The 18683-nt window shown below is 46.6% G+C and carries 24 protein-coding genes; 6 read left to right on the top strand and 18 right to left on the bottom strand.

The features are described 5' to 3' along the window. Positions 1 to 58: 58 nt before the first annotated feature. Both rlmD and CEF21_RS05000 read right to left on the bottom strand, forming a co-directional pair. Positions 59 to 1480 carry a 23S rRNA (uracil(1939)-C(5))-methyltransferase RlmD gene (gene rlmD / locus CEF21_RS05005; RefSeq protein ID WP_123913812.1) on the bottom strand — a complete coding sequence of 474 codons (1422 nt, stop codon included), beginning with the start codon at positions 1478 to 1480 and terminating at the stop codon, positions 59 to 61. Position 1481: 1 nt separating this feature from the next. Next, positions 1482 to 2366, bottom strand: a complete 885-nt coding sequence (locus tag CEF21_RS05000) for a DNA-3-methyladenine glycosylase family protein (RefSeq protein ID WP_123913810.1) — start codon at positions 2364 to 2366, stop codon at positions 1482 to 1484. A 282-nt stretch (positions 2367 to 2648) separates the two neighbouring features. On the opposite strand from CEF21_RS05000, the gene CEF21_RS04995 reads away from it, so the two are divergent. Both CEF21_RS04995 and CEF21_RS04990 read left to right on the top strand, forming a co-directional pair. Continuing rightward, positions 2649 to 2918 carry a hypothetical protein gene (locus tag CEF21_RS04995; protein WP_123913808.1) on the top strand — a complete coding sequence of 90 codons (270 nt, stop codon included), beginning with the start codon at positions 2649 to 2651 and terminating at the stop codon, positions 2916 to 2918. A 445-nt stretch (positions 2919 to 3363) separates the two neighbouring features. Beyond that, entirely contained in the window at positions 3364 to 3609 is a 246-nt protein-coding gene (locus CEF21_RS04990; RefSeq protein ID WP_123913806.1) for a hypothetical protein, read from the top strand. Positions 3610 to 3718: 109 nt separating this feature from the next. Here the strand turns inward: CEF21_RS04990 and CEF21_RS04985 are convergent, their stop codons facing one another. From CEF21_RS04985 to CEF21_RS04975, 3 genes are all read right to left on the bottom strand, one after another. Continuing rightward, positions 3719 to 4048 carry a hypothetical protein gene (locus tag CEF21_RS04985; RefSeq protein WP_123913804.1) on the bottom strand — a complete coding sequence of 110 codons (330 nt, stop codon included), beginning with the start codon at positions 4046 to 4048 and terminating at the stop codon, positions 3719 to 3721. 24 nt (positions 4049 to 4072) lie between these two features. Further along, the gene (locus tag CEF21_RS04980) at positions 4073 to 4426 is read right to left on the bottom strand and encodes a hypothetical protein (RefSeq protein ID WP_123913802.1); all 354 of its coding nucleotides are present in this window, start codon (positions 4424 to 4426) and stop codon (positions 4073 to 4075) included. A 145-nt stretch (positions 4427 to 4571) separates the two neighbouring features. After that, complete coding sequence (locus CEF21_RS04975; protein WP_123913800.1) at positions 4572 to 5153, bottom strand: LysE family transporter; 582 nt, start codon at positions 5151 to 5153, stop codon at positions 4572 to 4574. Between the two features lie 116 nt (positions 5154 to 5269). On the opposite strand from CEF21_RS04975, the gene CEF21_RS04970 reads away from it, so the two are divergent. Beyond that, the gene (locus CEF21_RS04970) at positions 5270 to 5824 is read left to right on the top strand and encodes a helix-turn-helix domain-containing protein (protein ID WP_123913798.1); all 555 of its coding nucleotides are present in this window, start codon (positions 5270 to 5272) and stop codon (positions 5822 to 5824) included. Positions 5825 to 6164: 340 nt separating this feature from the next. Here the strand turns inward: CEF21_RS04970 and CEF21_RS04965 are convergent, their stop codons facing one another. After that, positions 6165 to 7040, bottom strand: coding sequence for an alpha/beta fold hydrolase (locus tag CEF21_RS04965; RefSeq protein WP_123913796.1), 876 nt, complete (start codon positions 7038 to 7040; stop codon positions 6165 to 6167). Between the two features lie 292 nt (positions 7041 to 7332). Here CEF21_RS04965 and CEF21_RS04960 point away from each other — a divergent pair, with 292 nt between their 5' ends. Together CEF21_RS04960 and CEF21_RS04955 are read left to right on the top strand one after the other, a co-directional pair. Next, positions 7333 to 7599 carry a hypothetical protein gene (locus tag CEF21_RS04960; protein ID WP_123913794.1) on the top strand — a complete coding sequence of 89 codons (267 nt, stop codon included), beginning with the start codon at positions 7333 to 7335 and terminating at the stop codon, positions 7597 to 7599. A gap of 91 nt (positions 7600 to 7690) precedes the next feature. Further along, complete coding sequence (locus CEF21_RS04955) at positions 7691 to 8233, top strand: GNAT family N-acetyltransferase (RefSeq protein WP_123913792.1); 543 nt, start codon at positions 7691 to 7693, stop codon at positions 8231 to 8233. 110 nt (positions 8234 to 8343) lie between these two features. Here the strand turns inward: CEF21_RS04955 and CEF21_RS04950 are convergent, their stop codons facing one another. Continuing rightward, entirely contained in the window at positions 8344 to 9204 is an 861-nt protein-coding gene (locus CEF21_RS04950; protein WP_123913790.1) for a PPK2 family polyphosphate kinase, read from the bottom strand. A gap of 102 nt (positions 9205 to 9306) precedes the next feature. Beyond that, positions 9307 to 10086, bottom strand: coding sequence for a delta-lactam-biosynthetic de-N-acetylase (gene pdaA / locus CEF21_RS04945; protein ID WP_123913788.1), 780 nt, complete (start codon positions 10084 to 10086; stop codon positions 9307 to 9309). A gap of 157 nt (positions 10087 to 10243) precedes the next feature. Between pdaA and CEF21_RS04940 the strand changes: the two genes are divergently transcribed. After that, the gene (locus CEF21_RS04940) at positions 10244 to 10543 is read left to right on the top strand and encodes a hypothetical protein (RefSeq protein ID WP_123913786.1); all 300 of its coding nucleotides are present in this window, start codon (positions 10244 to 10246) and stop codon (positions 10541 to 10543) included. Between the two features lie 21 nt (positions 10544 to 10564). On the opposite strand, the gene CEF21_RS04935 is transcribed toward CEF21_RS04940, so the two are convergent. From CEF21_RS04935 to CEF21_RS04890, 10 genes are all read right to left on the bottom strand, one after another. Next, positions 10565 to 11215: a GNAT family N-acetyltransferase gene (locus tag CEF21_RS04935; RefSeq protein ID WP_123913784.1), complete on the bottom strand. Its 651-nt coding sequence runs from the start codon at positions 11213 to 11215 to the stop codon at positions 10565 to 10567. Positions 11216 to 11415: 200 nt separating this feature from the next. Continuing rightward, positions 11416 to 12015, bottom strand: a complete 600-nt coding sequence (locus tag CEF21_RS04930) for a kinase (protein ID WP_123913783.1) — start codon at positions 12013 to 12015, stop codon at positions 11416 to 11418. Beyond that, complete coding sequence (locus CEF21_RS04925; RefSeq protein WP_123913781.1) at positions 12005 to 12544, bottom strand: GNAT family N-acetyltransferase; 540 nt, start codon at positions 12542 to 12544, stop codon at positions 12005 to 12007. The genes CEF21_RS04930 and CEF21_RS04925 overlap by 11 nt, the downstream gene beginning before the upstream one ends. A gap of 21 nt (positions 12545 to 12565) precedes the next feature. Further along, positions 12566 to 13378 (bottom strand): pentapeptide repeat-containing protein, encoded by an 813-nt coding sequence (locus CEF21_RS04920; protein WP_123913779.1) that lies wholly within the window; start codon positions 13376 to 13378, stop codon positions 12566 to 12568. Positions 13379 to 13614: 236 nt separating this feature from the next. Continuing rightward, a complete protein-coding gene (locus CEF21_RS04915) occupies positions 13615 to 14571 on the bottom strand; it encodes an IS3 family transposase (RefSeq protein WP_123913777.1) in 957 nt (318 codons plus the stop codon). After that, positions 14559 to 14867, bottom strand: a complete 309-nt coding sequence (locus CEF21_RS04910; RefSeq protein ID WP_123913424.1) for a transposase — start codon at positions 14865 to 14867, stop codon at positions 14559 to 14561. The genes CEF21_RS04915 and CEF21_RS04910 overlap by 13 nt, the downstream gene beginning before the upstream one ends. A 190-nt stretch (positions 14868 to 15057) precedes the next feature. Next, positions 15058 to 16593 carry a fumarate hydratase gene (locus CEF21_RS04905; RefSeq protein WP_123913775.1) on the bottom strand — a complete coding sequence of 512 codons (1536 nt, stop codon included), beginning with the start codon at positions 16591 to 16593 and terminating at the stop codon, positions 15058 to 15060. Between the two features lie 86 nt (positions 16594 to 16679). Continuing rightward, positions 16680 to 16940: a hypothetical protein gene (locus tag CEF21_RS04900; RefSeq protein ID WP_123913773.1), complete on the bottom strand. Its 261-nt coding sequence runs from the start codon at positions 16938 to 16940 to the stop codon at positions 16680 to 16682. 15 nt (positions 16941 to 16955) lie between these two features. Further along, positions 16956 to 17819 (bottom strand): MBL fold metallo-hydrolase, encoded by an 864-nt coding sequence (locus CEF21_RS04895; protein ID WP_123913771.1) that lies wholly within the window; start codon positions 17817 to 17819, stop codon positions 16956 to 16958. Between the two features lie 107 nt (positions 17820 to 17926). After that, on the bottom strand, positions 17927 to 18634 hold the full coding sequence (locus tag CEF21_RS04890) for an SDR family oxidoreductase (protein ID WP_123913769.1): 708 nt from the start codon (positions 18632 to 18634) through the stop codon (positions 17927 to 17929). Positions 18635 to 18683: the final 49 nt, after the last annotated feature.

Raw genomic sequence — 18683 nt, 5'->3', positions numbered from 1 at the left:
TCTTTTTTATATTTTACTCTTTAAGGCTTACTTAGAAATTTATTTTGGAGAGTGGGTTTTATTTTAAAATCAGTTGCACCACACACTCCACATGCGCTGTCTGCGGAAACATATCCACCGGCTGCATATACTCAACTTTATACTCCTTCGCCAAATACTCCAGATCCTTTGCAAGAGTGGATGGATTACAGCTCACATAGATAAATTTCTTCGGTTTTACTTTTTTGATCGTATCCAACAGGGCACGGTCACAGCCGGTTCTTGGAGGATCGACGACGACGACGTCTGGTTTCCAGCCTTCTTTGGTCCATTTGGGGAGCCAGTGTTCGGCGGTTCCGGTTACGTAGGTGGCGTTGATGCCGTGGTTTTTAGCGTTTTGGTTGGCGTCTTCGATGGATGCTTCGATGACGTCCATGCCGCGAATTTCTTTTGCTCCGTCAGCGAGCCACAGGCCAATCGTTCCGACTCCGCAGTAGGCGTCGGCGATTTTTTCTTTGCCGGTCAGGGCGGCTGCAGTTTTCACTTCGTTATATAGCTTTTTCGTCTGCTCGGGATTGAGCTGGAAGAAGGCTCTTGGCGAGAGTTCAAAGGACAGGCCTCCCATTGTTTCGTCAATCGTTCCTTTTCCTTTCAGCTTCGTCGACTTGTCACCGAAAATCATCGATGTTTTGCCCGGGTTGACGTTTTGAACGACAGACTTCACTTCCGGGTGGCGCTTCATGATTTCATCGGCAATCAGGTCTTTTCTTGGCAGGTTGTTTTTCTCCGTGACTAAAACGACCTGTACCTCTCCGGTTTCGATTCCAGCCCTTGTGACGATGTTCCGGACGACACCGGTGCGCTTCCGTTCGTCATACGGCTCGGCCTTGAAATCCTGAAGAATCTGTTTCACTCCTTGCGTCACTTTATCGGTTGCCGGTGTCTGAACCATGCAGTGGTCGATGGCGACAAGCTGGTGGGAGTTCAGGCCGTATAGCCCGGCCACAAGCTTCCCGTTTTGCTGGCCGACCTGGAACTGGCTTTTGTTCCGGTACTCCCAAGGGTTGTCCATGCCGATCGTTGTACGGATATCCAGTTTCGCTACATCGAACTTCGTATGGCGCTCCAGTGCCTGAATGAGGATGTCGCGCTTTTCCTTCAGCTGCTGCTGGTAGTCAAGATGCTGAAGCTGGCAGCCTCCGCATTTGCCGAAATACGGGCATGGCGCTTTTACCCGGTGCGGTGAAGCCTTCCGGATCTTTTTGATTTCCGCTTCCGCGAACTTCGGCTGGATTTTCGTGACTCTTGCTACGACTTCTTCCCCCGGCAAGGCGCCTGCGACGAAGACGACCTGCTTTTTGAAATAGCCGACTCCCTCTCCGTTGATGCCGAGTCTTTTTATCGTTAATGGGAAGGTTTGTCCCATTTCCATGTGAATGTTGGATGGCTGCTGGGCCGGTTTTGGTTTTTTGTTTTGCTTATTTTTTTGCTGGCTGCTCATGTTAACGCTCCGTTCTTTTTTCAATGCTCCGCCATAAATATAGGGAGGCGTAGCTCAAGTATGGCTCCCACTCTTTGCTGTAGGCCAGCATGTCTTCCTTAGTCGGCTTTGCGTCCAGGTTGAAATGCTGCTTCAGGGCATTTTGAATGCCGATGTCTGCAATCGGGAACAAATTCGGCCGTCCGAGTCCGAACAGAAGGATATTCTGTACCGTCCACGGTCCGATGCCTTTTATCTTAATGAGTTCATTCATAATCTCTTCATCTGTCTGGTCATGAAGCTTGTTCAAATCGAGCTCCCCGCTTGCAATCATTGAGGAAATGCCCGTAATATACTCCGCTTTCCGGCCGCTGAACTGCAGCTCCCGGAGTTCTGTCACGGGAATGGCTGCTGATTTCTCCGGATGGGGATGGAACCAAACGCCATCCACCTCTTCCCCATACGTTTTCACAAACCGCATCGTCAGCGTCATCGCGAACGCCATATTGAGCTGCTGATGGATGATGCATTTAATGAGGCTTCCGTACAGACTGAAATCCAGGACAAGCGGTGTCCCCTCATGCTCCTCGAAAATCTGCGCAATGGCAGATGACTTGAAATGCTCGCCGATCGCCGACAGCTCCCGGTCCCACTGAAAAATCCGGCGCACTTCCTTCAGCGCCTCACTTTTCACCGCATCGGTTTTGCCCGACACCATAAAGGACGGAGCCTGCTTGCTCCCGGTCGCCTGAACCGTTATTACATGCGGCTCAAATCCGTTCAGCCGGAGCGGAACCTTCACATACCGCTCATCCAGATCAAGCGTATTCAGCGGATCAATTGCCAGTCTTTCCAAAACCCTGTCAAAATCATAAGGAGGCGTTACCTGAACCTGTTCCTGCCACATACGGAATCCCTCTTTTCGTGCCTGAAATGGTGATTGTATTATAGCATAGTTTGGGGTGGGAGCTGAAAGTGTGGCGGAGGTGCTTTAATCAGTGTAAAGCAAAAACCAACCATTCCAGCACCATATCGTATATGATAAAGTTGGATAAAAAGGAACAACATGGAGGACACCTAATGAAGAAAGCAAATAAACCATTGAAAACCTCTAGTACCTGCCTGCAGGGGTTATAACATTCCCTATGAGGATCCCTGCAGGAGGTACGCTACTCTAGGGAGGTTTTCAATGATGAAAAATCGATCACGTTCGTATTACCGGCACCAAAGAAAGCGATCTGTTAACCGGAAGCTTATGATTATGAAACACGTTTGGGGGGAAGCTGACAGGGAGGAACCGGTTCACCCTTATGTGAAACACCCCGGCAAATTATCCAAGGCCAAATTAAACTGCTCATGTACCATGTGTAAATATGAAAAGCACTATAGGATTCCCAAGCCTGCTGTTAAGTCAAAAATAGATTTGATGCAGCAGGATCTGAATGAATACTTTCTTTAAATGTATAGAGTTAGACCCCTTTTCTTTGAGAAGGGGTCTTTTTTGTGGATTCAAAAACATTGGGTAGCTGGTTTACACTGACCCCCGTTCCTTCACCGCAAAGGGGGCCAGAGGAAGACTGCCGTTTTTTCTTACCCTGTATAGGATTGGATGGTGAGGGGACGGAGGTTTAGCGCTTTATCAGAGTGGGGGTCAGTGCATTGCACTGACCCTCATCCCTTCACCGCAACTGGGGCCAGAGGAAGACCATCGCTTTCTTTTGTCCAGTAAGGCATTGGATGATGCAGGGACGGAGGTTTAGTGCTTTATCAGAGTGAGGGTCAGTGCACACGATCCAGATCCGTATGCTGGAATTCATTTTTCTCACCAACACTCTCCAGCCTCCTTAGAGTTATGAATCAGATAAATTTGGGAATGGAACACAAAATGGTAAAGGAGTGGAAGGATGAAAAAAAAGATAGACTATGCAGCTCTTGCCTTGGTAGCCCCGCTGTCTATTCTCGCAATCATACACGGTGCCAGTATTTATACGGTTTTGTTATCAGCTGTATTCTCCGTTTACACTTTAATCCAAAGCATTCAGATGTACAGACACAGCGATGATAAGCCGCGAGCCGTCGTAACCGGCATTGCTGCTATAGGTTTAGGTATTTGCTCATATTGGCTATACGATCTTCTTTACCTCTTATAAGGGTGGAGGGTATGTCAAGATAATGAATGGTACAAAATGAAAAGATTGGTCCAACTGATGATAGAGCGGGGGACAGTGCAAACCGAATTCTCGGCACATTTGCTTCTCTTTATTTGAACACGATGACTCTGATCATCTTTTCTATTAATCCAATTCCAGCCAGCAGGACAAGGATTATAGGCAGTAAGAGAAAAGTAAAGTACGGCCATTGGTCCTCGCTTATGCCAGGTATTAAAGCAACAAAATAAGTACATGCCAAAGCTGTCAGTACATAGCTGACTTCGGAATCAATGTTCCAGAGAATGAGGGCTGTGAAAGAAAGCAAAAGGAATGTAACGAAAAAGTGCAGTAAATAATAGGGGGCAGAATGTTTCCAGAAGAATAACCCAACCCCTGTTAAACCCAGCAGTATCTGAAAAAGGAAAATGAATGTATTCATATCCTATTCCCCCCTCAAATTCCTTTACTTATCAGCCTCTTCCGGAAAGGTTACGGCAATCATCCTGTCATTGTTTACAATGCAATGAATGATGTACTCATGTTTCATGAGACGATTCATTACTTTATCGTGAATTTCCTCGCTTACATTATACTTTTTCTCGGGTCCATTTTCTTTCTCTTGAATGGATAACGTAAAATCCCGTTCCCACATTCCCGTATAGCTTGATGATCCACTTACAATTACATCGGATAAAAGCCGATTTTGAGTACTATCCAGTTCTGGGGGCTTTTCCTTAAAACTCCATACTCCTGCAGCGCAAATAAAAATCCCTAAAAAAAGCATCACTAAATCTCGTACTTTTATTTTTTTCAGCATCTTATTCCCCTTCGAGTGTTTAATTTTTATCTTTACAACCAATAGATGACTACGTAAGTATACTATTTGCAGCTAGATCTCACTATGTCTGATTGCCATCCTGCCATCTAGAAGTAAAAAAAAAGACCCACCCAGGGCCTTTTTCCTAAAACAATATACTCCCCGCACTATAAACAAGCAGCAATGCCATCAGTACATTAAACTGGGTCCGGTACTGATGCAGAACCTTTTGAAACAGTGCCCCGAAAAATGCCCAGCAGATTGTGGCTGCAAATCCGAGGAATGCAAGGAACAGGGAGAACATGAAGAAGCTTGATGGAGATGAGTAATACGGAAGCACGAATGTGGAAATCGCGGTAATTCCGTAAAGGATCAGCTTCGGGTTGATGAACTGGAGCATCATGCCCGCTGAAAACGAGATGTTTTTATCTCCTGAGTCTTTATTGCCGTCCGGTTTGCTTTTCAGGATTTTAAAAGCGAGATACAGCATATAGGATGCTCCAAGAATCGTCATGAAGAATTCTACTTTTGGCAGGTATGTACCGAGCAGCATGTTGAAGGAACTGCAGCCGATTAAGATTAAGAAGCAGCCGACTCCGACTCCGAGACAGAACTTCAGAGTCCGTTTAAATCCATATTGATTGGCAAATGCCATGGCCATAATATTATTGGGACCCGGGGTAAAGGATGTAACAAACGCAAAAACCAAAAAAGAAACGACTGACAAAATCTTCATCCCCCTCTAGATGTGTGTTAAAATGACTAAAACGGTCTATATAATGATTTATTTTATATTGTACATTATGGTCGTTATATTGTATATAAAAAAATAGGAGTGTTTTTGTGGAGGAATTAAATCTCATTCTCGCAAAAAATTTAAAAACGATTCGCGAAGAAAAGAAACTCAGCCTGGAGAAGGTTGCCGAGCTTACTGGGGTCAGCAAAACGATGATTGGCCAGATTGAACGGGGCGGGTCCAGTCCCACGATCACCACGGTCTGGAAAATTGCAAACGGGTTAAAGGTCTCCTTTTCCTCCCTGATCCATGCCCAGCAGCCGGACACAGAAGTCGTCAAAAAAGAGAGCGTCAATATGCTGTCCATCGACAAAGGAAGGTACCGGGTTTTTCCTTACTTCCCTTTTGAAGATGAGCGGCGCTTTGAGATGTACGGGGTGGAAATTGACCCGGAAGGCTATCTCGATTCCGAATCCCATAATCCAGGCACCGAAGAATTCATCACGGTCTTTGAAGGCGAACTGACAGTCCGGATCAAACAGCACGATCACACTATCAAAGCCGGCGACTCCATCCGCTTCAAAGCAGACGGTCCGCACAGCTATCATAATTCCGGCGACAGCAAGGTTCGGTTGAGTATGGTCATTTATTATCCTGAATAAGCATCAAGCAGCCGTTCCGTATGGAGCGGCTGCTTTTTTATGTAAGCTATGTTAATGAATCGTTTTGATTTTTAAACATTAGGCTATGTTAAAGATTTTGTTGATTTTAACACCAGTTGATTGTAGTGGAAGGCGCGAGACTCCTGCGGGAGCAGCGGGACAGGTGTGACCCCGCAGGCGCAAAGCGGCGAGGAGGCTCACCGCCCGCCCCGCGGAAAGCGAGCGCCTGTAACGGAAATCAACAGCCAAGTTTAACAGAGCTAAACATTAAAGAGAACCTCATATTGTTGAAGTTCCCTTGTTGCATTAAATCTTCATAAGTAAAAAAAAAGATACAGGGTTAGTAATGCTCCTTTAAAAACTCTACAATATCATTGTTGATCTTTATCAGGTGCTCGTCAGATGGAAAATGTCCCATCTCATAAGTCTTAAATGCAATTAAATTTGGAATGATTTCTCTAGCCGCTTTGTTTAATCTGCTTTCAGGAAAAAAGATATCTTTTCTCCCTGCTATGATTAAGGTGGGCGCGCTATAATGTGATAATTCTTCCTTCGTGGTTAATTTGGGCATTTCTTGTTCAAGTTTAATATATTTAAACACATCTCCAATAATTTTTTTATCCATTTCTTTCATACTATTATCTGACATCGCATCCGTTATTTTATCGAGATATTTTTGTGATGAAGTACCATTAAATAAGACTAAAGGAAGTAAGATATCTTTAATCATTCTAATTTTAGAACCTAACCTTATTCCTGCTGGTGATACCAATATAGAACAGTCAATTTTGTCTGGCATAAATGTGGCTAATCTCAAAATAATACCGGCACCGTAGGACGGACCAACAAATGCACTGCTATTAATATTAAAGTAATCCATTAGCTCCTTTATCCACTGCGCAAAACTATTGTCCTTCGCCGAAATTCTATCTTCTCCACTGTATCCTGGATGACCAATAGTATCTGGTGCATAAACTCTGTATTGATCTACGAGTGGTAAAAACCAAGATAAAGTCATTGGATTTATACAATTACCACCCTGAAATATAAAAATAGGTTTTCCTTCTGGTGGTCCTGCTACAAGAATATGTGTTTTGCCATAACTTGTATCAACATAGATCTGCTCGACATCAAAATCAAACGACTTTAGATAATGATCATAATGTTGAGTAATGAGTCTTTTCCCTTCCCTTTTATAAATGGTGCCTTTCCCCAAAAACCATTCCCCCTTATGCTTTTAAGTTATACGTGTAATACTCATTTGGAAAATACTGATAACCTGAGTTTATCATAGGTCACATCCGTTGAGAGCAGACAGCTTTCAACAGCGGTGTCTGTTTTTCAGCAAAGTTATTGAAAATAGCTTTTATGTAAAAAACCTCCATTCCACCCCATATTTAAGTTAATATAAATGGAAAAGGAAGGAAGCCCTTATGAAAAGGATACTCCCCCTCTTGTTAGGAATTTTTCTATTATCCGGCTGTTCTTTTCAACTTGAAGAATCTCAAGTGGCTACCGTACAGATCAACGGCGAATGGTACGATGCGGCGGGAAATGACAATCCGGAAAACTATACCCCTGGAAAAGAGCTTGGAAAAGTGAAAGATCAAGTCTCCGCGGCAAATTCAAAGCCGAATGGAAATTTCGAGTCGAATTATCTTAAAGCAGGCACATCCCTTTTCTCTTTCAATGAAGACGAAAACGTCATTCTTGCAGAAATAGAAAATGGCAGCTATAAAAACTTTGAGAAGAGATATAAAAAGAAGAAGAAATGAGTAAAAAAGAGGTCTTATTATGAGGCCCAAACCATCCACATCCGGATAACCGGTATGTTTTTGATGTAAGAATGACGAAGGAGAGGACAAAATGACAACCTTTACTCTAGACTTGGGGGAAATCCTTCTCTGCGAGTTCAACATAGAAGATGCGGGTGACATCTATCGGATCTCAAGCGAACCGGAAGTCGCCTCCTTCCTACCCGACTGGAAATCCACGATGGAACAGCGGCTGGATTGGGTGACGAATTATGAAATCCCGGCGAACAAGGAATTTTTACTGGCCGAAGAAGCGGCAGACGAGCATTTGAAGCTCGGAATCATCGATAAAGAAAGCGGACGCTTTATCGGCTGGTGCTGTACAGGGATCAAAGATGAACTGCCTGCTCCCAACCGGGAAGTGATGTACGCGGTGTCCGCAGAATTCACCGGACGCGGCTATACGACACTTGCAGTAAAAGGACTGAGCCGCTATTTGTTTGAAGAAAAAAAGGCGGATATCCTGAATGCGATTGCGCTTGAAACCAACCCTGCCTCGAACCGGGTGATTGAGAAAAGCGGTTTTCGATTTCTTCGGAAGGTTGTTCTGGAGGGCGGAAAGTATAATCATTATGTAAGGATGGCTGTTTCATAAGTAATAACCCCCTGGTCATCCCGGGGGGTTTAGTATTAATATAGATTTTTTGAAAAAATGAGGCCAGGCTGACTGCAGCGGAAATCAGCCAAAACTCATCCATTTAGAAATTACTCATTCTCTAGTTTCTCAATATACTCATCCAGCTTCTTCCGGTTTTCCTCTGAGATTTCCGGAAATTGCGGATCAATTTTCTCCAGGCATTCAATCATGGTTTGGGTGATAATGTAGCGTGAATACCATTCATCATCTGCCGGAAGGATGTGCCACGGGGCATATTCCGTCGAGGTGTGGTTCAGCATGTCTTCAAAGATATGCTGGTAGCTGTCCCAGTGCTCCCGCTCTTCAACATCGCTGAAGGAGAACTCCCAGTTCTTTTTTGGATTTTTCATCCGCTCCAGCAGTCTGTTTTTCTGTTCTTCCTTTGACATATTAAAGAAGAATTTCACGACTTCAAATCCGTTTTCCACGAGGTACCGTTCGAAATCATTGATCTGGCGGTAGCGCATTTTCCAGACGTCGTGCTCGTTCTTATCATCCGGAATCATGCCTTCTTCCAGCAAATCGTGCACCCTTGGAGCAATGACATCTTCATAATGCGAGCGGTTCAGGATGCCGATCTCTCCTCTTTCAGGAAGCCCCTCCCGGATCCTCCACAGATAGTCATGGCTGCGTTCTGTATCAGACGGTTTTTGAAACGAGGTCGTTTTCAAACCCTGTGCATTCAAATTCGAAAAGATATAGCTGATCGCCTCATCCTTCCCCGCTGCATCCATCGCCTGCAGCACGACAACAATCCCTTTTTTCTCATCGGCATGAAGTTTCCAGTGCAGGTCCTTCAGCTTCTCGACACTTTCGGGAATATGATGATTGAGCAATTCCTCTTCGCTGTATCCGTGGTTTTCCGATGTCGGATAATTTTTAAGGTTAATTTCTTTATTGCCTTCAATTTTATAATCGTTAACGTTCATTGGCCCCTCCTGGTTCTTTGAGCTGTTCAGTCCGTTTTACCCGCGATTCGGGAGGGACAAACAAAAAAGGAATCTCACGATGAAATTCCTTTTTTGCATTCTCTAGATTGGCAGCTCCGACTTTTCCATCATCAAATCATCCAGGCTCCGGAATCGGTACCCTTGTTTTTTCAAATCGACGACCGCTTTTTCCAATGCATCCGCGTTATCCTTCGACACCGTATGCAGCAGCATAATCGCTCCCGGGTGAATCTGGTTCATCATATTGTCATAGGCATAGCGCCAGCCGCGCTGGGCATCGGTTTTCCAGTCCACATAGGCAAGCGACCAGAAGACGGTTTGATAGCCATAGTCATTGGCAAGCGATAGCACTCGTTCGCTGAACACCCCTCTTGGCGGGCGAAGATAATGGGCATCCTGTCCCGTCAAGCTTTTCACGCGCTTGCCGACGTTATCCAGCTCTGCTTTCAGACGGGCATCCCCGACAGCAGTGAGATCGGGATGGAACCAGGAATGGTTGCCGACGATATGGCCTTCTTTCGCCATCCGCTGAACGAGCGCGGGCTGGTCCTCCAAATAATGTCCGGTCACAAAGAAGGTCGCCGGAACGTGATGCTTCTTCAGGACATCCAGCACCTTTGGCGTATATCCGTTTTCATATCCGTTATCAAATGTAAGATAGATATCCTTCTTCTTCGGATTTCCAAGATAGAAGGAGCTGTATTTCTCAAGCAGCTGCTCCCGTTCTTTGCCCACTTGTGCCGGCTCATGATTTCTGCTTTTTGCAAATCCCCAGTTAATCGGCGCATTGGATACGGCCTGGGCAGCGTTAGGGAACAGAATCATACACACTAACACGGACACCCATAATCGTTTTCCCATCCTGAACACTCCTTTTCGAACGCTTTGTCCTATAGGATGTGCAGACACGCTTCGAAACATTTACATAAAAAAACATAAATGTTGTCCCATCTCCTGCATAAAATGAATCAGAAAAGGAAAAAACGAAGATGGAGCAAAATTAAAAGCGAGGTGCAGCATGGTGAATCTTCATTTTGACCTTCCGATTCCTTTACTTGCGGCATGCGGAATAACTGGTTTCCTTCTGATGATGGCAGGATATCGTCTCTACTCCAAACGGCAGGATGCAGAATGGACCAACGTCATTCCTGTCTCCTACATCGGGCTTTATCTGGCACTCATCCCCATTCTTGACGCCGCCTCCATTGTCAAAAGGACATCAACCTTCTGGGACCTGACTCAAGTCGTGCTCCTCAGCGCAGCCGTCATGTGGCTGGCGTTTTTAAAACCGAAAGAGAGAAGCGGCAAGGATGCTTAAGCGGCATGCTTGCTTCTTTTTTTATATTTTAGCGAGCAAATCAGACAAAATCGCTTGATCCACTCCGTTGGCAAGGCTGTATTTGCCACGGTACATCGCCTGGACATATTCAGCTATCCGTTCTCTGGAGGGCAAGGTTTGCTGATGATTTTTAACATACAGATTCAGCGGCACTGGAATCTGGCCTTGGAAAAGAGGAGGCTGTATATAACGGATCCCCTTTGCCTCCTGGTATCCGTTTTTATTGTAGAAACGGGTCCTTTTCACGCAATCCTCTTTCTCTTCCTCCGTATGAACCAGTTCCAGCTTTTCCGTCTTCAAAATGATCGCTTCTATGGAATCACATCCTGCTGAACGTGCATCCTCTTCAAGCCATTCCTCCAGTTTCAGCAAGGTCTGCGTACCAATCCCCCGGCTTCGGACAAGCGGATTCGCAAGAAGGTAGACAATGAACCCGGCATTCACTTCTTTTAAATAATGCCCTGTGGCAAAAGAAAGGATTTCCTCTCCCTCCATCCCAAGGAGAAACCGGTACGACCCGGTGCGCATACTATTTTGAAACACATCATGAGGCTCCCGGATCTCAATCGGAAATGCCTGATCATACATCGCCATCGCTTCCGCAAAACCCTCTTGATTATGTAAAGTGATCTCTTTCCAACTAACCGTCATGTATTTCACCTCTATGTAAAAATGAAAAAAGGCCTCGCTTTCAGGCCTTTTTCTGCCAAAACATCATTCTTCTTCAGACAGCTTTTCAGCAGAAAACGCAGTGGCAATGGCGCCGACAAGATCACCGATTACTATCAAAATCGCTTCCATTGTGACAGCCCCTTCCGGTTATAGTTTACCACATTCAGGGATTGTTCCTCTCACTTTTCAATCAGCACCAAGTCCGCATTCTCTTCAGGTTTTTCCATTTTTACATAATAATCTTCTGCCGGCCAGTATCGATTCTGGAACTTCTCCATGAGCACTTGGGTATGGGCGCTTTCTCTCAAGAACCGTTTGTCCCTCGGGCAGTCCAGAAACACCATAAAGTCAAAGAACTCCCTCCATTCGCCTCGCTGAAGGAAGACTCCTTCAATGATGATAACGCAGGCTTCAGGAAGCTTGACCAGCTGATTTATCATGGTATCTGTTTCACTCTCGTAAAAGGGGAGCGTGATTTCGGACTCGCTTCTTAAACGGCTGAAAAAGGTTTCCTTCAGTCCGTTTACATTCCATTGAAGTCCATAATACTCAAACCATTCTTTCTGGCCCGTATTGTACCGTTTATTTCTTTTTTCAATATAGTCATCTATATGGAAGACATATACTGGAGTGTGATTCTGCTCCAGGAGTGTTTTTAGTTTTTTTACCAGGGTTGTTTTGCCTGAACGGCTTAAGCCGTCTACACCTAAAATAAACCGCTCTTTTTGTAAAGAGCTTGGGATGCGGGTCAATAAAGCCGTTAATTGGTCATCGTCCATATTCGCTCTTTAAAAGCCCGTAATAGGCAACATCTTCATACACTCCGTCTTTCAGCATATCCTCCTTGAACGTTCCTTCATGATGAAAGCCGAGCTTTTGCAGGATCCGGATGGATGGCGTATTTTTTGTCATGACACCGGCCCAGATTTTATTCAAATTAAATTGATTAAATGCGTACTTCACTAATTGACCGGCCGCTTCCGTGCAATAGCCGTTCCCCCAGTGCATGACCCCGAACCAGTATCCAAGCTCTGCTTTTCTGTCGTCCTGATCGATTCTCAGCGTCATGGTCCCGAGCAGTTCATCCGTCGATTTTAACGCGACGGCAAAGGTATAGCTGCCGAGTGTCCGCGCTTTTTCCTCATGCCTGCCGATCCAGGAAGAAGCGAGACCCTTTGGATACGGATGGGGAATGGCCGCCGTTGTTTCGGCCACTTTCGCATCTCCTGCCAGTTCTTCTACCCGTTCTGCATCATCCTGCCTGTAGGGGCGCAGGATTAATCTTTTGGTTTCAATAATTGGGATCATCTGATAACCGCCTGTCCTTTTTCATTTTTTAAACCAGTGGAGGGGCTTGTTTAATCCTTCCGGCAGCTTCGTCTCCCCGTCTCCCCTTGCCGAATTCACCTGCACCTGTGTAAGAAAAATACTCCCTCTTAAATCCGCTCCGCTTAAATCGGCATCCCGCAAGTCGGCTCCAATCATGTCGGCGAGTCTTATATCGGCGTTCCGGAGATCGGCGGCAATGAGCAGGGCCCCTCTTAAGCTTGCTCCCTTTAGGTTGGCTCCCTTTAGCTTCGCTCCGATATAGTCGAGTTTCTTGTGTTTTTTACGGGCTGTGTTTTTTCGGACGAGTTCACTTGTGCGTATAAGGAGTTCATTTACGATGGATCGGTGCGCTGGAACATTAAGGCTGATGATGGATTCGGGATCGAGTTCCGTAAGGGCTGCCGTCTGTTCGAGAGCCGCCTGGAGATCCCTGTAGATCGACTCAGTTTCTTTTCGGTTGAGGGCTTCATGCAGGTAGCCCAGCATTTCATGAAGCTGCTGCATGATCGGAAACACCTCAAACATTTCCTTCGCCGTATCCGGGTGGTCGCGCCAGTCGTTTCCTCCGTATGTAACCTGGGAGACTTTTTGGCCGGCCCCGAAGCATTCAAACACCGTACAGCCCTTGAACCCTTTTTCTCTTAAAGCCTGATGAATCCCGCACCGGTAATCGGCCTGCAGGTTACGGCATGGGGTTCCGCCATCTTTATCAATTGGAAAATCAGCTGACTTCGCATAGGGAAGTGCCACACAGCATAAGCCGAAGCAGTTTTCGCAGTCTGCCTGCAGCTGAGATAGTGGTTTTGCTGACACGTTTTTCGCTTCCTTTCTTGTATAAAAGGCAAGAATGCGTCTGCATCCTTGCCTTTTGTAATTGGTGCTTTTTGTCGAATTCTGCGAAAAATCGATATATCGTGATTTTCGCCGATATCCCGGAATTTCCGTCGATATCCTGGGAAATTCGTCGATATAATCAAAATTTCGTCGATATCGGCTGAGCCCCCTAACTTTGGACACTCTCTTCCGAATTCTAATGTTTTCTCTGTTTTTCAAAGAGCGATCTTTCTGGGTTTTACTTCACCCTTTTTATGTTTCTGAAAATAGACAGCTGGAGGCCAGTCCTCAAGGCTTCCATGCAGTCTTTTGTTATTGTAAAACTGAATGTATTCCTTCACGACTTCATTAGCCTCTTCGAATGTCTGGAATTCGTGTCGCTGGTAACACTCTCGTTCGAGGACGCTATGAAAGGACTCGATATAAGCATTCAAATTAGGTGACTTTGGAGGAATTCGTTCATGCTCCAGCCTCTCTTTGTTTTCCAGGCAGAACTCTTGAAATTGGATCCCGATAAACTGGGGTCCATTATCGGTTCTAAGCACCAGCTTCTCTTCGCCGGAATTTTCTATGTTACGGGCTCTGAGAGCCGTCTTAAGCATTTTTGTGATATCTTTCCCGCCGCATGTTTTCCCTAAATAAAAGCCGACAATCTTCCGATCGTACACGTCTATCGCGCTTGCCAGGTAGAAAAAACGCTCTATGCCTGGGATGTATCCATATTTGATGTCAATCTGCCACATTTGATTTGGACCTGTGACGATTCGATTCCTGGCAATCTTTCTGGGGTACTTATTGTTTCGAATTTTTAAAGGGAACAGGATCCCCATTTCCTTGCACAGACGGTACACCTTCTTTTTACTGATGGTCAGATGGTGCTTCCGTTTTAGGCAGCTTGTCAGTTTCCGATACCCATAGACCGCCTCCATACCACCGATCAGCTTGACCAAGTACGCTTTGATTTGCTCGTCAGATACACGTTTTCCTTTTGAGTTCAAGGAAAAACCGGGGATAGGCCTTCCGCCAGCTACCCTTTTCGCCGGAATGGGATTGGCCTGTTGATAATAGTAAGTGGACTTAGATATTCCCACAATGTTGATTACCCGAGTGACCGCAAACCCGGCTTCTACCCATTCTTTTGCGAATTCGACTTTATCGGTTAGCGTTTCGATTTTTTTTTTATCATTTCTCGAAGCATTTCAACTTCCAGCTCTTTTTCCCCTAACAGTTTCATGGCTTGATCATATTTTTTCTGGATCTCATCCGTACCAGAGTTTTCAGAAAGGGGAGAGACACCCTCCATTTTCATCTCTAATTCGACTTCATCCCGATACTGGCGCACCCACCCAGACAGAGTAGAAGGAGCTACTGATAATTTCCTGGCTAGGAAAGCCGTATTGCCGGACTCTAATGCCATTCTGACATATTTCTTCTTTACGTCCTCAATCGGACCATTCTTTCTCTTCATCTTGGCCTCATCTCCTCTGCCCTCATTATATTTAGAATGAGTGGAGGTGTCCAAACTAGTTAGGGGGCCTGAGAGATATCCCGGGAAATTCGTCGATATAATCAAAATTTCGTCGATATCCCAGAATTTTCGCCGATATCCTGCTGGCCCGCCGTATTTCGATACACGGACACAGCCCGCAGCCCCCGTTTTATTTAAAAACCGGCTCCTTAAACTGCGCCAGTCTCTCAAGCGAGCTCTGTTCGACGTCTTGATGAAGGCTGTTTCCGTGGGAATCCATTGTGACAACGGCTTTGAAGTCCTGTACCTTCAGGTGCCACATCGCTTCCGGGATTCCGAATTGCATGAGGTCGACGCCTTCGACGGATTTGATGCAGTCGGCGTAATACTGGGCCGCGCCTCCGATAGCGTTCAGGTAGACGCCGCCGTGCTCTTCAAGTGCCTTCAGCGTTTTGGCGCCCATACCGCCTTTTCCGATGACGGCGCGGATGCCGAAGCGTTTCATGATGTCACCCTGGTAAGGCTCTTCGCGGATGCTTGTTGTCGGACCCGCTGCTTTCACGTGCCACTGCTCGTTTTCATCCTTCAGCATGACCGGTCCGCAGTGGTAGATGATCTGCCCGTTCAAATCGATCGGCGCATCGTTTTCGGACAGGTATTTATGGATGGCGTCACGGCCTGTGTACATCATGCCGGTGATTTTCACGACATCGCCCACTTTAAGGGAGCGGATTTTTTCTTCCGTAATCGGTGCTTCCAGAATAATTTCTTCAGCCGGAGCGATCTCCTCAGCCGCAGCCGCTACCTCTTTGGCAAAATCGATTTCTTCGCCTTCCTGGTACAGCCATTCCTGAATGTCGCCGGTTTCCGGATTGATTTTCATGCCAAGGCGTCTGAAGGCCCAGCAGTTGTACGCAACGGAAACGAAGAAGCTCGCCGGAATGCGGTTGATGGCGCCGGCCTTGCAGCCAAGCAGCGTCGTTTCGCCGCCGAAGCCCATTGTGCCGATCCCCAGTTTGTTGGCGTTTTCCAGTACATACTCCTCAAGCTCCCGGAGTTCCGGGATCGGGTTGACGTCCTCATTGCTCCGGAACAGCTGCTCCTTCGCAAGCTCATACCCGCTCGTCCGGTCGCCGCCGATGCCGACGCCGATAAATCCGGCACTGCATCCCTGGCCTTGAGCCTGGTAAACGGAGTGCATCACACACTTGCGGATTCCGTCCAGATCGCGTCCCGCGCGGCCAAGCCCGTCCAGCTCGCAAGGCAGGCTGTACTGGATGTTTTTGTTCTCACAGCCGCCGCCCTTCAGGATGAGGCGCGCGTCAATGTAGTCATTCTCCCACTGCTCGAACTTGATGACCGGTGTCCCGTCGCCAAGGTTGTCGCCGGTATTGCCGCCCGTTAAAGAGTCTACAGAGTTCGGACGGAGCTTCCCGGTCTTCGTCGCCTCGGCAATCGCCCGCTTGATCGCTTCCTTCATTTTGATCTGGTTCGCACCGACCGGCACCTTCAATTTAAAGGTTGGCAGGCCCGTATCCTGGCAGATTGGCGAGACATTCTCGTCCGCCATGGCGATATTATCGGTAATGGTGTCGAGCGACATCGCGGCGCGCGTCCCTGCGTTTTCACCTAATTTTGCTTTTTGAATCGCTCTTCTTACATCCTTTGGAAGCCGTGTGGATGTTTCCACAATCAGCTCAACCATGCTCTCATAAAATTTCTCCAACCGTACTCTCCCCTTTGTGCTTATGTATGGTAATCTCTAAATTTATTATACTCCTTCATTTTTGGAATTGTAAGGGGATACATGATTCATAGTCTTTCCCGCTTCATCAGCTGGTCAAGCTCCGCTCTGGTTTTCACGGCATAGTCAGGATCGGCATCCAAAAGCTTTAAATCAATCGATAAAATATACTCCTGAAAGCGGTCATTAAAGCCATTTACAGCAGAACTATATTCCCGTTCAAACCATTCAAGCCGGCGAAGCTCTTTCATTTTTCTTCTAAACATTCTTTCCCTTCTGGAAGGAAAAATGTCGAGGATGTCCAGCAATCCATCCAATAAGTCCAGCATTCTTCATCCTTCTTTCTATTGATGATCCGTATGGACGATAAGGGTATCGTAGGCAAATTCCACATTCAGCTTCTCTGCCGCCAGTACTTTTTCAACCTCTTTCAGGTCGTCATGGCTCAAGCCGCTGATTTCTTCGATATGGGTCAGCATGGTTTTTTTCGCCCCAAGCGCTTTGATGATTTCAATGGTTTCTGTAAACGTACATTCTTCTTTTAATAGAGGATGATCGGCTGCAATCAATCGCTCTCCGGTCAGCGGATGCGTCACGAAAATGCCCGCCGGCAGGATAGCAAGGTCCGCGCCCTTTACCTCCGGACCCGGTTTCCAGTTGTTCGTTTCATCCATGGCGATCACGACTTTTTCCCCGGAATTCTCGAGTAAAAAGGCATACACATAGTCTTCGGCCAGCCGGAACGGTGTGATGATCGTGTCCTTCACCCAGACGGAATCGCCGTCTTTTAATTCACGAAGATCCACAAATCCCTGCTGCTCGAAGAATGCAAAGTGATCCCCGCTGCCAAGGAAGCGCTGAAAATCCACGGCTACCTGCTTCGGCAAATACACCTTTGTCTTCGTGTGATTGGGCGGATGATTTCTCCAATCCGCATTCAGCGACTCCAAAATCCGTCGGCCCATCACATGATCCGGATGCCAATGCGAATAAAACACACCATCGATGGATGGAATGGAGGACCGGTTGATTTGAAAATAGATGTCTTCGGGCGTATCGAAGAGAAGATTGAGCCCGTGTATAAATAGACTTGGACCGGAACGGCTGTAGGGGACACCAAGCTCTCTCGCTTCCTCACAAACCGCGCACCGGCATAGCGGCCTTGGGATCGTCATCGCCCCGCCTGTGCCAAGAAATTCGATTTTCATTTTCCAAGCCCCCCCTATTTATTTATATAAACATCATACAAGAGTTGTTAATTTATAGAAAACAAAAAAACCTCCTTGAGCCGAAACTCCGGGAGGGCTGTCTGAACTTATGGGTACCCGACTTCCACAATGGGAGAAATCACCGCTTCGTTTACGACAAAGCCCGGGTTTTGAGTGACCATATGAAACAGGAATCTTCCACAGTCCTCCGGCGCCAAAAATTCAGGATGCGCGTCTCCCCCGTGCCAATCCGTATCCATTCCGCCCGGATACACGACGGAGCAGCGGATATTATGGGGCTTTCCTTCTCCGTTCAGAGCCTGTGTAAAACCGGTGAGGGCAAACTTCGACGAGCAATAGGCTGTCGCATTGGGCCAGCCTTTCTTTCCGGCCACTGAAGAGATGTTGATGATATACCCGGACTTTTGCTTTTTCATATAGGGAAATACAGCCTTCGAGCAGTAAAATACTCCGTTTACATTCACATCCATCACTTTTGTCCACTGTTCAGCTGTCACTTCCTCAATGGAGCCTGGAAAGTCAATGGCTGCATTGTTGACCAAAACGTCCACTCTCCCGAATTCCGTTATCGCCGATTCAATCAGATGATTAACCTGGCCGTAATCGGAAACATCCGTCGGGACGGCAAGAACCCGGCCCTTTTCCTTTGACAGCTCCCCCTTCGCTTTCAGGAGCTTTTCCTCCGTTCTTGCTGCGATGACCACATTCCAGCCATTCTCCAAAAACACTTTCGCCGTTCCCTTTCCAAGACCGGCACTTGCCCCCGTAATAACGGCAACCTTCGTCTTTTCCATATGCTTTCCCCTTTCGAATTGATCCTTGCTATTCTATACCCGAAGATTA

Origin of the sequence: Bacillus sp. FJAT-42376, from assembly GCF_003816055.1 — a bacterium.
GTDB lineage: Bacteria > Bacillota > Bacilli > Bacillales > Bacillaceae > Metabacillus_B.
This window is presented reverse-complemented; position numbering and strand designations above follow the sequence as displayed.

Bases quoted from the DNA above. Each gene is read 5' to 3' on its own strand.
- CEF21_RS04955 (WP_123913792.1), top strand. From the start codon at position 7,691: ATGACAACCTTTACTCTAGACTTGGGGGAAATCCTTCTCTGCGAGTTC.
- CEF21_RS05000 (WP_123913810.1), bottom strand. From the start codon at position 2,366: ATGTGGCAGGAACAGGTTCAGGTAACGCCTCCTTATGATTTTGACAGG.
- CEF21_RS04995 (WP_123913808.1), top strand. From the start codon at position 2,649: ATGATGAAAAATCGATCACGTTCGTATTACCGGCACCAAAGAAAGCGA.
- pdaA (WP_123913788.1), bottom strand. From the start codon at position 10,086: ATGGGAAAACGATTATGGGTGTCCGTGTTAGTGTGTATGATTCTGTTC.
- CEF21_RS04950 (WP_123913790.1), bottom strand. From the start codon at position 9,204: ATGAACGTTAACGATTATAAAATTGAAGGCAATAAAGAAATTAACCTT.
- CEF21_RS04935 (WP_123913784.1), bottom strand. From the start codon at position 11,215: ATGACGGTTAGTTGGAAAGAGATCACTTTACATAATCAAGAGGGTTTT.
- CEF21_RS04940 (WP_123913786.1), top strand. From the start codon at position 10,244: ATGGTGAATCTTCATTTTGACCTTCCGATTCCTTTACTTGCGGCATGC.
- CEF21_RS04990 (WP_123913806.1), top strand. From the start codon at position 3,364: ATGAAAAAAAAGATAGACTATGCAGCTCTTGCCTTGGTAGCCCCGCTG.
- CEF21_RS04985 (WP_123913804.1), bottom strand. From the start codon at position 4,048: ATGAATACATTCATTTTCCTTTTTCAGATACTGCTGGGTTTAACAGGG.
- CEF21_RS04925 (WP_123913781.1), bottom strand. From the start codon at position 12,544: ATGATCCCAATTATTGAAACCAAAAGATTAATCCTGCGCCCCTACAGG.
- CEF21_RS04900 (WP_123913773.1), bottom strand. From the start codon at position 16,940: ATGCTGGACTTATTGGATGGATTGCTGGACATCCTCGACATTTTTCCT.
- rlmD (WP_123913812.1), bottom strand. From the start codon at position 1,480: ATGAGCAGCCAGCAAAAAAATAAGCAAAACAAAAAACCAAAACCGGCC.
- CEF21_RS04895 (WP_123913771.1), bottom strand. From the start codon at position 17,819: ATGAAAATCGAATTTCTTGGCACAGGCGGGGCGATGACGATCCCAAGG.
- CEF21_RS04980 (WP_123913802.1), bottom strand. From the start codon at position 4,426: ATGCTGAAAAAAATAAAAGTACGAGATTTAGTGATGCTTTTTTTAGGG.
- CEF21_RS04890 (WP_123913769.1), bottom strand. From the start codon at position 18,634: ATGGAAAAGACGAAGGTTGCCGTTATTACGGGGGCAAGTGCCGGTCTT.
- CEF21_RS04910 (WP_123913424.1), bottom strand. From the start codon at position 14,867: ATGAAGAGAAAGAATGGTCCGATTGAGGACGTAAAGAAGAAATATGTC.
- CEF21_RS04930 (WP_123913783.1), bottom strand. From the start codon at position 12,015: ATGGACGATGACCAATTAACGGCTTTATTGACCCGCATCCCAAGCTCT.